Annotated in this window: 17 protein-coding genes; 9 read left to right on the forward strand and 8 right to left on the reverse strand. The window is 60.8% G+C overall.

The genetic code is table 11. From position 1 onward, the window contains the following. Nucleotides 1-53: 53 nt before the first annotated feature. The 5 genes from HX839_RS28610 to HX839_RS28630 form a co-directional block, all read right to left on the reverse strand. A complete protein-coding gene (locus HX839_RS28610; protein WP_063031984.1) occupies nt 54-425 on the reverse strand; it encodes a glutathione S-transferase N-terminal domain-containing protein in 372 nt (123 codons plus the stop codon). Nucleotides 426-528: 103 nt separating this feature from the next. Further along, nucleotides 529-1,074: a GTP cyclohydrolase I FolE gene (gene folE / locus HX839_RS28615; protein WP_003204506.1), complete on the reverse strand. Its 546-nt coding sequence runs from the start codon at nt 1,072-1,074 to the stop codon at nt 529-531. A 79-nt stretch (nt 1,075-1,153) separates the two neighbouring features. Then, the gene (locus HX839_RS28620; protein ID WP_003213135.1) at nt 1,154-1,711 is read right to left on the reverse strand and encodes a Smr/MutS family protein; all 558 of its coding nucleotides are present in this window, start codon (nt 1,709-1,711) and stop codon (nt 1,154-1,156) included. Nucleotides 1,712-1,786: 75 nt separating this feature from the next. Continuing rightward, nucleotides 1,787-2,107: a hypothetical protein gene (locus tag HX839_RS28625; protein ID WP_003213133.1), complete on the reverse strand. Its 321-nt coding sequence runs from the start codon at nt 2,105-2,107 to the stop codon at nt 1,787-1,789. A gap of 130 nt (nt 2,108-2,237) precedes the next feature. Beyond that, a complete protein-coding gene (locus HX839_RS28630) occupies nt 2,238-2,828 on the reverse strand; it encodes a cysteine hydrolase family protein (protein WP_003213131.1) in 591 nt (196 codons plus the stop codon). 240 nt (nt 2,829-3,068) lie between these two features. Here HX839_RS28630 and prmB point away from each other — a divergent pair, with 240 nt between their 5' ends. Next, nucleotides 3,069-3,977 carry a 50S ribosomal protein L3 N(5)-glutamine methyltransferase gene (gene prmB, locus HX839_RS28635; RefSeq protein WP_177020688.1) on the forward strand — a complete coding sequence of 303 codons (909 nt, stop codon included), beginning with the start codon at nt 3,069-3,071 and terminating at the stop codon, nt 3,975-3,977. Nucleotides 3,978-4,124: 147 nt separating this feature from the next. Here the strand turns inward: prmB and HX839_RS28640 are convergent, their stop codons facing one another. Together HX839_RS28640 and HX839_RS28645 are read right to left on the reverse strand one after the other, a co-directional pair. Continuing rightward, nucleotides 4,125-4,928 carry a hypothetical protein gene (locus tag HX839_RS28640; protein ID WP_003213127.1) on the reverse strand — a complete coding sequence of 268 codons (804 nt, stop codon included), beginning with the start codon at nt 4,926-4,928 and terminating at the stop codon, nt 4,125-4,127. Nucleotides 4,929-5,027: 99 nt separating this feature from the next. Further along, entirely contained in the window at nt 5,028-5,990 is a 963-nt protein-coding gene (locus tag HX839_RS28645) for an alpha/beta hydrolase (RefSeq protein WP_003213124.1), read from the reverse strand. A 143-nt stretch (nt 5,991-6,133) separates the two neighbouring features. On the opposite strand from HX839_RS28645, the gene aroC reads away from it, so the two are divergent. The 4 genes from aroC (at nt 6,134) to HX839_RS28665 (ending at nt 9,619) form a co-directional block, all read left to right on the forward strand. Then, nucleotides 6,134-7,225: a chorismate synthase gene (gene aroC / locus HX839_RS28650; protein WP_003213122.1), complete on the forward strand. Its 1,092-nt coding sequence runs from the start codon at nt 6,134-6,136 to the stop codon at nt 7,223-7,225. Between the two features lie 148 nt (nt 7,226-7,373). Then, nucleotides 7,374-8,525: an MFS transporter gene (locus HX839_RS28655; RefSeq protein WP_166742190.1), complete on the forward strand. Its 1,152-nt coding sequence runs from the start codon at nt 7,374-7,376 to the stop codon at nt 8,523-8,525. 28 nt (nt 8,526-8,553) lie between these two features. Further along, complete coding sequence (locus tag HX839_RS28660; RefSeq protein WP_008433207.1) at nt 8,554-9,099, forward strand: acireductone dioxygenase; 546 nt, start codon at nt 8,554-8,556, stop codon at nt 9,097-9,099. Between the two features lie 235 nt (nt 9,100-9,334). Beyond that, nucleotides 9,335-9,619, forward strand: coding sequence for a response regulator transcription factor (locus HX839_RS28665; RefSeq protein WP_003216779.1), 285 nt, complete (start codon nt 9,335-9,337; stop codon nt 9,617-9,619). 54 nt (nt 9,620-9,673) lie between these two features. On the opposite strand, the gene HX839_RS28670 is transcribed toward HX839_RS28665, so the two are convergent. Next, a complete protein-coding gene (locus tag HX839_RS28670) occupies nt 9,674-9,952 on the reverse strand; it encodes a DUF3509 domain-containing protein (protein WP_003216777.1) in 279 nt (92 codons plus the stop codon). A gap of 398 nt (nt 9,953-10,350) precedes the next feature. Between HX839_RS28670 and HX839_RS28675 the strand changes: the two genes are divergently transcribed. The 4 genes from HX839_RS28675 (at nt 10,351) to HX839_RS28690 (ending at nt 13,621) form a co-directional block, all read left to right on the forward strand. Further along, nucleotides 10,351-12,177, forward strand: a complete 1,827-nt coding sequence (locus tag HX839_RS28675; protein WP_177068062.1) for a long-chain-acyl-CoA synthetase — start codon at nt 10,351-10,353, stop codon at nt 12,175-12,177. 96 nt (nt 12,178-12,273) lie between these two features. Continuing rightward, entirely contained in the window at nt 12,274-12,789 is a 516-nt protein-coding gene (locus HX839_RS28680; protein ID WP_003216773.1) for an ankyrin repeat domain-containing protein, read from the forward strand. Nucleotides 12,790-12,830: 41 nt separating this feature from the next. Continuing rightward, nucleotides 12,831-13,361, forward strand: a complete 531-nt coding sequence (locus HX839_RS28685) for a hypothetical protein (protein WP_134326016.1) — start codon at nt 12,831-12,833, stop codon at nt 13,359-13,361. A gap of 68 nt (nt 13,362-13,429) precedes the next feature. Next, the gene (locus HX839_RS28690) at nt 13,430-13,621 is read left to right on the forward strand and encodes a PLDc N-terminal domain-containing protein (RefSeq protein WP_003172956.1); all 192 of its coding nucleotides are present in this window, start codon (nt 13,430-13,432) and stop codon (nt 13,619-13,621) included. Nucleotides 13,622-13,677: the final 56 nt, after the last annotated feature.

A 13,677-nucleotide genomic window follows, 5' to 3' on the forward strand; every position in this document is an offset into this window, starting at 1 on the left:
GATACTCCGCCTTCGCGAGCAAGCCCGCTCCCACACTGGATCCTCGCTGTTTGTCAGACCGCCGCAAACCGCTTGTCGAGGTAATCGATGATCACCTTGGAGTCGTACATCCAGGTGGTCTGGCCGTTCTCTTCGATGCGCAGGCATGGCACCTTGATCTTGCCGCCTTGCTCCAGCAGGGTCTGGCGGTCCTGCTCGTTGTTCTTCGCATCCTTCAAGGCCACCGGCACGTTCAGGCGGTGCAGGGTGCGGCGGGTCTTCACGCAGAACGGGCAGGCGTGGAATTGATACAGGGTCAGGTCCTTGGCCGCTGCGTTCACCTGCGCCTGTTGTTCGGCAGGGCGCTGCTTTTTGCGCGGACGGGTCAGGAAGTCGCCGGCGATGATGACGTGGCCGAGGCCCACTCGAAGTGCTTTGACGAACATGGCTGAAACCTCTTGCCCTAGACTTAAGGGGGCGCAGCTTACCTGATTTTTCACAGGCGAAAAAAAACCGGCGATGAACGCCGGTTTTTCCAGGTGCCGCGTATTACTTGATCAGGCTGAGAAACTCGCTGCGGGTCGCCGCGTTTTCGCGGAACTCACCCAGCATCACCGACGTGATCATCGACGAATTCTGCTTCTCCACACCGCGCATCATCATGCACATGTGCTTGGCCTCGATCACCACTGCAACGCCCAGGGCGCCGGTGACCTGCTGGACCGCATCGGCGATCTGGCGGCTGAGGTTTTCCTGGATCTGCAGGCGGCGGGCATACATATCGACGATACGCGCGACCTTCGACAGGCCCAGCACTTTGCCGCTCGGGATATACGCGACGTGAGCCTTGCCGATGAACGGCAGCAGGTGGTGTTCGCACAGCGAGTACAACTCGATGTCCTTGACCAGCACCATTTCGCTGTTGTCAGAGCTGAACAAGGCACCGTTGGTGACTTCTTCGAGGGTCTGTTCATAACCGCGGCAGAGATACTGCATGGCCTTGGCGGCACGTTTTGGCGTGTCGAGCAGGCCCTCGCGGGAAACGTCCTCGCCGAGCTGGCCGAGGATCGCGGTGTAATTCTGTTCCAGGGACATGAAACTACCTAGTGGGATTTTCGCAAAGGGCAAGGGTACGGCGGCCAACACATCGCTGCAAGCCTGACGATGGCACTTGTTACTCGTCGCGGCCTTCCATCATGGTGCGCTTGAGCATCACATACACCGCGCCAGCGCCGCCGTGACGTGGCTGGCATGAGGTAAAACCCAGCACCTGGGAGTGCTGGCGCAACCAGGTGTTGACGTGGCTTTTGATCATCGGCCGCTTGCCGTCCAGGCGCACGGCCTTGCCGTGGGTGACGCGCACGCAGCGGATTTCGAATTTGGTGGCTTCGGCGAGGAACGCCCAGAGGGTTTCGCGGGCTTTTTCGACGGTCATGCCGTGCAGGTCGAGACTGCCCTCGAACGGGATCTGGCCGACCTTGAGCTTGCGCATCTGGCTTTCCTGCACGCCGTCGCGGGCCCACATCAACTCGTCTTCGGGACCTACATCGATAACGAATTGATCCGACAGGCCGTCCACGGTGGTGGCGTCCGTGCGCACGGTCGCGGCCTGGCGCAGCTTGGCGATCTGGGCGCGATCGGTCTTGGGTTTGCCGGTGTCGGCGCGATCATGCTTGATCGGCTTGACGCCGCGCAGCTCGTTCTTGAATAGGGAAAAATCGTCGTCTTGCATGTCAGCCTCCGCGAAGGGCGGGCAGTTTACCTAATCGCGGCGGCTTGATGCGCAACAAACGCTATCTGTGCGCCATCAGTCGTGCTTTTTCATCAGGTGCGAAGCGATGTTCAGTGACAGCGGTTGGCGCATGCGCCGACGGCAACGGCGCCACAGCCATACGCCGAACCACAGCACCAGCAGGCCGATGACCAAGAGTATTGCAGAACCGCCAGGGCTGGCATTCAGCTCGCCCAGGGCCGGTGAGTGTCCAACCAAACCAGCGCCGCCAGCAATTGCCAGTAGTACGCCACCTATCGCCAACAGCGCGGCAAAGCCGGCGCCGATGCGCAGACGCCAGTTGCTCGGGCCCTTGGGGCGCAAGCGACGAGCATCAAAACCATCGGATATCTTCATTCCGACCTTTCCTCCAGGGTATCGGCCCTTCGACCGGAAGATACACAGGTTGTTCCGGGTACAGAGGCAATTGCAGCAAATGACAGGTATTTGCGGATGAGCGGGCGGCTACCCGCTCATCGAAGGTCGATCAGATCAGATCTTTGGTCAAGGCGAGGGTGGCGAAGTTGTCAGCCATGATGGCCATTTCAGTCTGCTGCACGTGGTCGGCGCTGAGGATGCCGCCCTTGTAAGGCAGGTCGCGGGTGGCGCAGGCGTCTTCCACCAGGGTGCAGCGAAAGCCCAGGTTTTTTGCCGCACGCACCGTGGTGCTGACGCTGGAGTGGCTCATGAAGCCGCAGACGATCAGGTCCAGGGAACCGAGGTCTTGCAGGTGTTTCTCCAGGCCGGTGCCGTGGAAGGCGCTGGGCAGCAGCTTGCCGATGATGGTTTCGTCGGCCTGTGGCTCAAGGCCAGGAATGAACTCACCGCGCTCGCCCTGAGGGTCAAACAACCCGCCGACAGTGCCCAGGTGGCGCACATGCACGATCGGGCGCCCGGCGTTGCGCGCGGCAGCCGCCAGTTGCTTGATATGTTCGACAGCAGCGTCCATGCCCGAGAGGGCGAGGGGACCACTGAGGTATTCCTTCTGGGCGTCGATGATCACGAGGGTCGCATGGTTCAGGTTCGCCGCTGCGTAACCACGACCGCTGAGTTGAAACATCGTCTTTGGAACGGACATTCTGGGGCTCCTGTGAGTGGGGCTTTTGTGACATTGTCCTCTGGCTGAGCGCTTCTGTGAATCGCTACCATCGTAAGGTACGCCGTTGTTGGCGTGCAGCGATGTCAATAGGGCACTACGTTTAGGCAAAAACCACGTTTAAGATGAAATCCGACGTGCGGCAAAGGGTTTTTTCGTACATCGTCGGTACAGCTTAAGACTGTTAGAATCGCCGGTCGTTTTTTCCAGGAGCTTGCCCCCGTGATCACTTCCCGCCTGCGCACCTTGCGCGACCACATCCGATGGGCCGTCAGCCGTTTCCATGGGGAAGACCTGTTTTTTGGCCATGGCACCGACAACGCCTGGGACGAAGCCCGGCAACTGGTGCTCGGCGCCTTGCACCTGCCATGGGAAATTGCCGACAGTTACCTGGATTGCAACCTGGAAGAAGAGGAAATCTCCCACGTGCAACGGTTGCTGCACCGCCGTATCCACGAGCGTGTGCCGACCGCTTACCTGTTGAAGGAAGCCTGGTTCTGCGGCATGTCGTTTATCGTTGATGAGCGTGTATTGATTCCCCGCTCACCGATTGGCGAACTGATCGAAAACCGCTTCGAACCGTGGCTGGGCACACCGCCGGCACGCATTCTGGACCTGTGCACCGGTTCCGGTTGCATCGGTATTGCCTGCGCCTACGAGTTCCAGGACGCCGAAGTGGTACTGGGCGACCTGTCCTTCGAAGCGCTGGAGGTGGCCAACCAGAACATCGAGCGCCATGGCGTCGATGAGCGCGTGTATACCGTTCAGGGCGACGGCTTTGATGGTTTGCCGGGCCAGCGTTTTGACCTGATCGTGTCCAACCCGCCGTATGTCGACGCCGAAGACTTTGCCGACATGCCGGATGAATACCAGCACGAGCCGGAGCTGGGCCTGGCCTGCGGTGACGACGGCTTGAACCTGGTTCGGCGGATGCTGGCCGAGGCGGCAGATCACTTGACCGAGAAGGGCTTGCTGATTGTCGAGGTGGGCAACAGCCAGGTTCACGTCGAGGCGTTGTACCCGGAAGTGGACTTCGCCTGGCTGGAGTTCGAGCGCGGCGGGCATGGCGTGTTCATGTTGACGGCCGAGCAGTGCCGGGCGCATCAGGCGGTGTTTGCCGCCAGGGTTTAACCGCTTCCAAGTGGGTAACGCGGTCAGTGTGGGAGCGGGCTTGCTCGCGAATGCGGTGGCTCAGTCAAGATATCCGGTGACTGACACACTGCATTCGCGAGCAAGCCCGCTCCCACATTTTGATCCGGTTTCAATTGATAAACCGGATTACCGATGCGTCGCAATCCAGATCAACAACCCCGCCTGAAACACGGTAAACGCCACCAGGCACGTAATCGTGAAGCGCAACCCGCTGTCTTCGCGCTTGAACTTGGTGACTTTTTCCTCTTCCTTGCGCAGTTTCACTTCCTGTTCCGCCAGGTTTTGCTCGGCCTGTTGCAGCATCTGCGCCGCTTCCAGAATCTCCACGAACTGCAGCTTTTCGGTGTTCCAGCTGTCCAGCACATCGCTGACCTTGCCCGGCTGCACGTTGCCCTTCAAATGCTGGACATCGGCGTACGCCACATCAAAGCCCTGGATACGCAGGAAGTGATCCCGGCGCAGGCGCGTGGCTTCGTTGAGGGCGTCCTTGTTGGCCAGGTCGACGCCGTCGACGCGGTAGTGCGACCACTTCTTTTTCGCCCAGGCGGCGCCCTGGGCTACCAGGAAACGGCCGATGCCGCGGTTAGCCGGCTCGATCTCCAGGCTGTTGCCCGGGCCAAAATGCACCCGATGGGTCGCGTGATCGACCCAGATATCCAAATGGTTCTGTTCCCGGCGCACCCGCTGGCCCGGCAACTGAATGACCATGCGCAGCAGGCTGTGGTCCTTGTTGTTGCGTTCGGCCCAGCCAAACTGCACAAAGCGCAGGGGCCGCACGCCCGTGGCACGGTCGGTGGCCAAAGGGGCCAGGCGCAGCATCTTGAAATGTTCGGCCTGCACCTCCGCCCACGGTAACGCGGCCGATGCGGCGGCCTCGGTGTCAGCCGTGGTGTCGGCGGTAGGTTCGGGTGTTGCTTCGGTGTTCGTCATTCGGCGCGATCCTGTCCAAGCTCTGCGGGCCGACAGGCTTTTTGCTGTCGACCCATGGCTTATCGGCCGTTTTGCTCAGGACTGGAGGGCAATACTCGCTTAACTGGCGCGAAGTCCGTCGATAAAGCGAACCAGGCGGGTGCCCAGTTCAGCCGCCAGCGGCAACTGCGGGTCGTTATAGGACTCCAGTTGCTGCTTCACGTTGTTGGGCACGATGCGCATCACGTGGTTCATGCCTTCGATCACCGTCAGCTCGGCGTCGGGCTTGGCCTTCTGCAATTGTTGCGCATCGGCCACGCCGACCTGCAGGTCATTGGTGCCCTGGACGATCAGCGCCGGCATGGTTAATTTGGCAAAGGCCGCCGAAGGGTCGGCGCGGAACAGGCTGATCAGATAGGGCTGCACGCTGGGGCGGAAAATGCCCTCAAGGGGGGTGGGCACATCGGCGTCCACCTGGCCGGCCTTGAGGTGATCGAGAATCTGGTTGCTGCGCAGTAACAGCGCTGGAGGCATATGGTCGGCCAGTTGCTGGCGGATCACCTGGTCCACCGGGCGCGCACTGCCCGACAGGGAAATCACCCCGGCCGGGTTGAGCTGCGGGGCGGCGAGGGCGGCCACCAGCGCACCTTCGCTGTGGCCCAGCACAATCAGCGGGCCCATGCGTGGGTCGGCCTTGAGCAACTTGCCCCAGGCCACGGCGTCGGACACGTAGGCATCCAGGGTCAGGTTGCGTTCATCGGGGGTGGCGGCAAGGCTGGCGGCCACGCCGCGCTTGTCGTAGCGCACGCTGGCGATGTTGTGCCTGGCCAGCACCCAGGCCAGGCGCTTGAGGCTGTCGTTGCGTGCGCCGTCGGCGCTGTTGCCGTTGCGGTCGGTGGGCCCGGAGCCGGCGATGATCAGCACCACCGGCACCGGCTTGTCGGATTTGGGCAACAACAGCGAACCAAACAGCTCGCCACTGCCGGTGTCCAGGCTGATGGGCCGTTGCAGCACGACAGGGGAGGCGGCGAAGCCAAGGCTGGAAAACAGAGTGAGGGTCAAAAGCAGAACTCGCAGCATCATCGCGCCATCATGAGGAAGGTGCCGGTTGGACCAACGTCTACCGGTAAGGTTTCGAGGATGAACTAGTCGGTTAGCCTGCGTATACTGGCCGCCTTAAGTTATTACGGTTGACTTGATTCAACTGATTTCACGGAGCGCCCTGCATGTCCGGCAATACCTACGGCAAGCTGTTCACTGTTACCACCGCGGGCGAAAGCCATGGCCCGGCGTTGGTCGCCATTGTCGACGGCTGCCCGCCGGGCCTCGAGTTGTCCCTGGAAGACCTGCAGCGTGACCTCGACCGCCGCAAGCCCGGCACCAGCCGCCACACCACCCAGCGCCAGGAAGCCGACGAAGTCGAAATCCTCTCGGGCGTGTTCGAGGGCCGAACCACCGGCTGCGCCATCGGACTGCTGATTCGCAACACCGACCAGAAGTCCAAGGACTACTCGGCGATCAAGGACCTGTTCCGCCCGGCCCACGCCGACTATACCTACCACCACAAATACGGCGAGCGCGACTACCGTGGCGGTGGCCGCAGCTCGGCGCGGGAAACCGCGATGCGCGTGGCGGCCGGTGCGATTGCGAAGAAGTTCCTGGCGACCCAGGGCATCGTGATCCGCGGCTACATGAGCCAGCTGGGCCCGATCGAAATCCCGTTCAAGACCTGGGACAGCGTCGAAGACAACGCTTTCTTCTGCCCAGACCCGGATAAAGTGCCGGAGCTGGAAGCCTATATGGACCAGTTGCGCCGCGACCAGGATTCCGTCGGCGCCAAGATCACCGTGGTTGCCGAAGGCGTGATGCCGGGCCTGGGCGAGCCGATCTTCGACCGCCTCGATGCCGAACTGGCCCACGCGCTGATGAGCATCAACGCGGTCAAGGGCGTGGAAATCGGCGCCGGGTTCGATTGTGTGGCCCAGCGTGGCACCGAGCACCGTGACGAGCTGACCCCGGAAGGTTTCCTCAGCAACAACGCTGGCGGCATTCTCGGCGGCATTTCCTCCGGCCAGCCAATCGTTGCGCACCTGGCCCTCAAGCCGACGTCCAGCATCACCACGCCAGGCCGTTCGATCGATGTGCACGGCAACCCGGTGGACGTGATCACCAAGGGCCGTCACGACCCGTGCGTCGGCATCCGCGCCACGCCGATTGCCGAGGCGATGATGGCCATTGTGTTGATGGACCACCTGCTGCGCCATCGTGGGCAAAACGCCGACGTAAAAGTCAGTACTCCGGTATTGGGCCAGCTGTGACCGTGTGTGGCGAGCGAGCCTGCTCGCGCTGGGCTGCGCAGCGGCCCCAAAGCCTGCAACCCGGTAGGACCTGGAGAACTGCGGCGCTTCTAGTGGGGGAGCTTCTCGCCCCAGCGCGAGCAAGCTCGCTCGCCACAAGTCACTTATGCTGACGCAAGCCCTTCCATACTGGCGACTCTCCAGCTTCTACCTGTTCTATTTCGCCCTGCTGGGGGCGACGGCGCCGTTCCTGGCGTTGTACTTCGATCACCTTGGGTTCTCCAGCGCGCGCATCGGCGAGCTGGTGGCCATCCCCATGCTGATGCGCTGCGTGGCACCCAACCTGTGGGGCTGGCTGGGGGATTACACCGGCCGGCGCCTGGCCATCGTGCGCTTTGGCGCGGTGTGCACCCTGGTGAGTTTCTCGTTGATCTTTGTCAGCAAGACTTACGCCTGGCTGGCGCTGGTGATGGCCTTGCACGCGTTCTTCTGGCACGCGGTCCTGCCGCAGTTTGAAGTCATCACCCTCGCGCACCTGCAAGGCCAGACCTCGCGCTACAGCCAGGTGCGGTTGTGGGGCTCCATCGGTTTTATCCTCACCGTGGTGATCATGGGCCGCTTGTTCGACTGGCTGAGCCTGGATATCTACCCGGTGGTGGTCGTGGTGATCATGGCCGGCATCATCGGCGCCAGCCTCTGGGTGCCGAATGCGCAGCCCCTGAGCCAGGGGAATCGCCTGGCCGGTGACGGCTTTTTGCGGCAACTGCGCAGCCCCGGCGTGCTGGCGTTCTATGCGTGTGTGGCGCTGATGCAGATGAGCCATGGTCCGTACTACACCTTCCTCACCCTGCACCTTGAACACCTCGGTTACAGCCGTGGCGTGATCGGCATGTTGTGGGCGCTGGGCGTGGTGGCGGAAGTCTTGATGTTCCTGGCCATGAGCCGGATTCTCACGCGCTTTTCGGTACGCCGGGTGTTGATGGCGAGTTTCCTGCTGGCCGCACTGCGCTGGTTGCTGCTGGGCTCGTTTGCCGAATTCTTCTGGGTGCTGTTGCTGGCGCAGGTGATGCACGCGGCGACCTTCGGCAGCTTCCACGCGGCGGCCATCCAGTTCGTGCAACGCAGCTTTGGTGCTCGCCAGCAAGGGCAGGGCCAGGCACTGTATGCGGCACTGGCCGGTACCGGCGGTGCGCTGGGCGCACTCTATTCAGGTTACAGCTGGAACCTGCTGGGGCCGACCCTGACCTTCAGCATTGCCAGCGTCGCGGCCCTGGCCGCCGCCCTAATCATTGGCATTCGATTGCAAGAGGAGCGGCCATGAGCGGCTCCCGTGACAGAGGAAGAGTTTGATGAGCTATCTCGCGGTTTACCACGTCTGCACCCCCGACACCCCGAACAAGGTCCTGACTCACCAGGACGATATCGCCTCGACCCTGGCCGAGCTGGGTGTGGGGTTCGATCGCTGGCAGGCGACTACCCGACTTGAGCCCGGGGCCAGCGAGGTTGAGATTATCGCCGCCTACCAGGCGCCCATCGACAAGCTGATGACCGAGCGCGGCTACACCACCGTTGATGTGCTCCGCGTCAGCAACGATCACCCGCAGAAAGCCCAATTGCGCGCCGAGCGACTCGACGAACACCGCATGGCCCAAGACCACGTGCGTTTTTTCGTAGCGGGTCGTGGGCTGTTTACCTTGCACATCGAAGATTATGTGTACGCGGTGTTCTGCGAGAAAAACGACCTGATCTTGGTGCCGAGCGGCATCCCGCACTGGTTTGATATGGGGGAGAACCCGCACTTTGTGGCGATCCGCCTGTTCAGTGACCCTGAAGGGCTGGCGGTCATGCTGACCGGCGACGCGATCGCCGAGGGTTTTCCCCGGCTTGATGACTAAGTTCGTCCGGCAATGCCTCCTGAACAGGGGGCATTTTTTTAACTTCAATTCCTTCAGGTTGGAAATCGCTGTAGGAATAAACTTGAAAGTTTGTGGGTAACAGCTGTTTATCGTTGACCTTACTTGTTACTTCCACTCTTTGTGTAACTCTCTCTGGTCTCAATATTTATTCGCCTGTCAATAGGAGTAATCCGACTTCGGGCGTTACAAGACCTATATGAAGAGAGAGGCCTGCATGAGCGGTTCGGAGCCACAGGAACAACCGTCCACGCAAACGGACAGCGCGCCGGTTGCCAACCGCAAGGCGCGTGCGATGTTGTCGGGTAAACCCCTGACCCCAAAGGAACGGGAAATCCTGCATTGGGCGGTCGAGGGCAAGACGGTGTGGGAAATCAGCAGGATTCGCTCCATCTCCCAGGCCACGGTGAAGTTTCACCTGCGCAACATCTACGGCAAGTTGCAGGTGACTAACCGGGTCCAGGCCGTGAACGAGGCGGTGAAACAGGGATTGTGCAAATAAAAAAAGGCCGTGGTGCGCAACGGCACCACGACCTGTTCGGGTCCTGCATGACGGTCAAGCCGAATGGTAGGTCGGCAGGGCAAAGCGGTTCTGGCTTTGCAGCATCGAAATCTGTGGCAGGTCGCTGGCTTGTTCAGCCAGGTCGCGGCGAATGGCGCTGATGACCCACGTCAGTTGGTCGGCCGTGTGCAGTTGCTGATAAGAGATCGAACGTTTGATCTGCTTGCCTTCGCTATTACGCAAGGTCAGCAGGATGCCGCCATCAGGACGCGCCTGGGTGGTGACGTCGAAATTGGAGAACACAGAAGAAAATTTATCTTGGATCAGGCTCATGTCTATCAGCTCCGTTAGCTCATGTTTTGCAGCGTGGAGTGATAGGTGCAGTGATTGTGCCAGTACTGACTATCTTAAAAAATCGTTATAAATCAAATATTTATAAAATTCTAAGAATTTCAGTTTCGTGCAATTTGCATGAATGGCCATCGTGCATCCTGCATTTTGCGGGGTTTTGCCAAGTGTTTCACCGCTGGCACGCAAGGCAGGTCTTCCATAGTGACCACCTGGCGGTGCGCAAAATTCCTTTTCCTTTCGGGATACAAAACTTTTCAAATCCTGCGTGTACAGCCGAAGAACGGCTGGCGTATTTTCCTGCAAGGCATTCGGCGCGGGTCTTACAGTGCGATGGGTGCCTTGAGGGTCATACGAACAATAAGAAAAAGGACGTTCCCGCCATGAACCACCCGCCAAGTGACATGATCACCTGGGGCATGATGCTGCGTAAGGTGCCCACCATTGTCCGTGCACTGCCGCGCCTGGTGCGCGGAATCCGCGTTGCCAACATCACCGATCCCGACCAGCCGTGCGGCCTGGGCTGGACCTTTGAACAAGCCACCCAACGCAACCCCGACGGCCCCGCGCTGCTGTATGGCGACACGGTGCTGAGCTACCGCCAGGCCAACCAGCAGGCCAACCGCATGGCTCACTACCTGCAGCAGCAGGGGATCGGCAAGGGCGACGTGGTGGCGTTGTTTATCGAGAACCGCCCCGAGTTGTTGCTCAGCGTACTGGCCGTGGCCAAGGTGGGCGGCATTTGCGCGATGCTCAATACCTCGCAAACCCAGTCGGCGCTGGTACATAGCCTCAACCTGGTGGCACCGGCGGCCATCGTGGTGGGAGCCGAGTTGGTAGGGGCCTACGAGGCCGTGCGCAGCCAGGTGGCCATCGAGGCGGATAAAACCTGGTTTATTGCCGATCAGCAGCACAGCCATGTGCCGCCGGATTACGTCGACCTGATGGCTGCCAGCGCCGACTGCCCGGTGGAAAACCCCGCCAGCACCCAGCAGATTTTTTTCAACGACCCTTGCTTCTATATCTACACCTCCGGCACCACCGGCTTGCCCAAGGCCGGCATTTTCAAACACGGCCGCTGGATGAAGTCCTCGGCCAGTTTCGGCACCATCGCCCTGGATATGGGGCCCGAGGATGTCGTCTATTGCACCTTGCCGCTGTATCACGCCACTGGCCTGTGCGTGTGCTGGGGTTCAGCGATTGCCGGGGCGTCGGGGTTCGCGATTCGCCGCAAGTTCAGCGCCAGCCAGTTCTGGGACGATGTGCGCAAATTCAATGCGACCACCCTGGGTTATGTCGGCGAGCTGTGCCGCTACCTGATCGACCAGCCTGCCCACGGGCGCGACCTGGATAACCGGGTGACGAAGATGATCGGCAACGGCCTGCGCCCAGGGGTTTGGGCTGAGTTCAAGCAGCGCTTTGGCGTTGATCATATCTGCGAGCTGTACGCCGCCAGTGACGGCAACATCGGCTTCACCAATGTGCTGAACTTCGACAACACCATTGGCTTTTCCCTGATGCACTGGGCACTGGTGGACTACGCCCATGACAGCTGTGAGCCGATTCGCGGCGCCGACGGTTTCATGCGCGAAGTGCCCAAGGGGGGCCAGGGGCTGCTGCTGGCCAGGATCGATGACAAGGCACCGTTCGACGGCTACACCGACCCCGAGAAGAACCGCAAGGTGGTGCTCAGCGACGTGTTCGAGAAGGGCGACCGTTATTTCAACACCGGCGACCTGTTGCGCAATATCGGCTTCGGCCACGCCCAATTCGTTGACCGGCTGGGGGACACCTACCGCTGGAAAGGTGAAAACGTCTCCACCACCGAAGTCGAGAACATCTTCCTGCAGCACCCGCAGATTTCCGAAGTGGTGGCCTACGGCGTGGAGATTGAAAACACCAACGGCCGCGCGGGCATGGCGGCCATTACGCCTGCCGAATCCCTGGCTTCCCTGGACATGCGCGAGTTGCTGACCTTCGCCCACGGGCAATTGCCCGCGTATGCGGTGCCGTTGTTCCTGCGGATCAAGGTGAAGATGGAAACCACGGGCACCTTCAAATACCAGAAGGTGAAACTCAAGGAGGAAGCGTTCGACCCGGGCAAGGCCGGTGATGATCCGATCTTTGCCTGGCTGCCTGGGTCGGACAGTTATGTGCCGGTCACCGGGCAACTGTTGGCGGATATCCAGGCGGGCAAGTTCCGTTATTGATTCTGCCTATCGCCGCTTTTGGGAAAAAAGGCATGACAGTGGGGAACTCCATCGCGAGACTGGGCGCCTTATGAAACACCAGACAAGGAGCCCCACATGTCAGACCAAGCCAAACAAATGACCGAAGACGAAGCCGCCGAATTTGCCGAGCAGGTGTTCGATGTGGCGCGCAAGGGCGATGCCGCGATGCTGGCGGCGTTGCTGGCCAAGGGCTTGCCGCCGAACCTGCGCAACCACAATGGCGATACGCTGTTGATGCTGTCGGCCTACCATGGCCATGTGGACGCGGTGAAAGTGCTGCTGGAATTCAAGGCCGACCCCCAGATTGCCAACGACAAGAACCAGCTGCCGATTGCCGGCGCGGCGTTCAAGGGCAACCTGCCGGTGGTCAAGGCGTTGATCGAAGGCGGAGCGTTGGTCGAAGGCGCATCCTCTGATGGTCGCACCGCCTTGATGATGGCGGCGATGTTCAACCGTACCGAAATGGTGGACTACCTGATCAGCCAGGGCGCCAATCCCAAGGCCACCGATGCCCAGGGCGTGACCGCGCTGGCAGCGGCCCAGACCATGGGGGCGGTGGATACGGCGGCGCAGTTGGAAAAACTGGTGTAGGCTTTGCGCCCTCAAAATCAGCCCCGCCACAGGACCACCCCATGAAAACCGCACTCGTCGAACTCATCAGCAAAATCAGCTCCGGCTGCATGAGCGAACCCGAGATCGCCAGGGTGGCGGACGAGGCGGCCCAGGCCTACGCCGATCCCGACGCTTTCCTGGCCGCCAACCCGGACATCAACTACGACGACACTTTCCCGATTCCCCTGGGCGAGTGGATCGTCGTCGGCAGCCTGCCCGACACCGTGCTGTTCCAGGCCGACACCTACCTGGACCTGTTCGCCCAGATCGTCGCCTCCTTTGGCCCCGGCGTGGCGTTCAACCTCAAGCCCAAGCAACTGGCCAAGACCGAAGCCCTGACCGCGCTGAACCGCATCCAGATCCAGATGAGCGCCCTCAACCCGGAGAACGGCGGCTACGTGCTGATGAACTTCAGCCAGTTGCTGGACGACGAGATCCAGGCTGTGCTGGTCTACGGCGACGACGTGCCACGGGTGTTGGAGTTGTGTGCCGAAACCGGCATAAAGGGCGAACCATCGCTGGAAGCCCTGCGGGTTGCGGTACACGTCTGAAATAAAACGGAACCCCCGGCCACGGCTGACTATCCTAAGCAGGCAAGCCCTCACTTAGGAGCGACACCATGGGTTCCACTTTTAATGGTCTGATCGGGTTGATCATCCTCGCGCTGGATATCTGGGCGATCATCAACGTGTTCAAAAGCGGCGCGAGTACCGGCGCCAAAGTGTTGTGGATCCTGTTGATCCTGCTGCTGCCGGTACTGGGCTTGATCATCTGGGCGATCGCCGGGCCGCGCGGTAACGTGCGGATCTGATCCAAACAACGCTATCCAGAGCGGGCACAGTAAGTGTGGGAGATTCTATGGTTGAG

This window comes from Pseudomonas sp. I8001, from assembly GCF_013385345.1.
GTDB lineage: Bacteria > Pseudomonadota > Gammaproteobacteria > Pseudomonadales > Pseudomonadaceae > Aquipseudomonas.

What these genes read in the sequence shown, in the direction of transcription:
- HX839_RS28610 (WP_063031984.1), bottom strand. Translation starts at nt 425, where the DNA reads ATGTTCGTCAAAGCACTTCGAGTGGGCCTCGGCCACGTCATCATCGCC.
- folE (WP_003204506.1), bottom strand. Translation starts at nt 1,074, where the DNA reads ATGTCCCTGGAACAGAATTACACCGCGATCCTCGGCCAGCTCGGCGAG.
- HX839_RS28620 (WP_003213135.1), bottom strand. Translation starts at nt 1,711, where the DNA reads ATGCAAGACGACGATTTTTCCCTATTCAAGAACGAGCTGCGCGGCGTC.
- HX839_RS28625 (WP_003213133.1), bottom strand. Translation starts at nt 2,107, where the DNA reads ATGAAGATATCCGATGGTTTTGATGCTCGTCGCTTGCGCCCCAAGGGC.
- HX839_RS28630 (WP_003213131.1), bottom strand. Translation starts at nt 2,828, where the DNA reads ATGTCCGTTCCAAAGACGATGTTTCAACTCAGCGGTCGTGGTTACGCA.
- HX839_RS28640 (WP_003213127.1), bottom strand. Translation starts at nt 4,928, where the DNA reads ATGACGAACACCGAAGCAACACCCGAACCTACCGCCGACACCACGGCT.
- HX839_RS28645 (WP_003213124.1), bottom strand. Translation starts at nt 5,990, where the DNA reads ATGATGCTGCGAGTTCTGCTTTTGACCCTCACTCTGTTTTCCAGCCTT.
- aroC (WP_003213122.1), top strand. Translation starts at nt 6,134, where the DNA reads ATGTCCGGCAATACCTACGGCAAGCTGTTCACTGTTACCACCGCGGGC.
- HX839_RS28660 (WP_008433207.1), top strand. Translation starts at nt 8,554, where the DNA reads ATGAGCTATCTCGCGGTTTACCACGTCTGCACCCCCGACACCCCGAAC.
- HX839_RS28665 (WP_003216779.1), top strand. Translation starts at nt 9,335, where the DNA reads ATGAGCGGTTCGGAGCCACAGGAACAACCGTCCACGCAAACGGACAGC.
- HX839_RS28670 (WP_003216777.1), bottom strand. Translation starts at nt 9,952, where the DNA reads ATGAGCCTGATCCAAGATAAATTTTCTTCTGTGTTCTCCAATTTCGAC.
- HX839_RS28675 (WP_177068062.1), top strand. Translation starts at nt 10,351, where the DNA reads ATGAACCACCCGCCAAGTGACATGATCACCTGGGGCATGATGCTGCGT.
- HX839_RS28680 (WP_003216773.1), top strand. Translation starts at nt 12,274, where the DNA reads ATGTCAGACCAAGCCAAACAAATGACCGAAGACGAAGCCGCCGAATTT.
- HX839_RS28685 (WP_134326016.1), top strand. Translation starts at nt 12,831, where the DNA reads ATGAAAACCGCACTCGTCGAACTCATCAGCAAAATCAGCTCCGGCTGC.
- HX839_RS28690 (WP_003172956.1), top strand. Translation starts at nt 13,430, where the DNA reads ATGGGTTCCACTTTTAATGGTCTGATCGGGTTGATCATCCTCGCGCTG.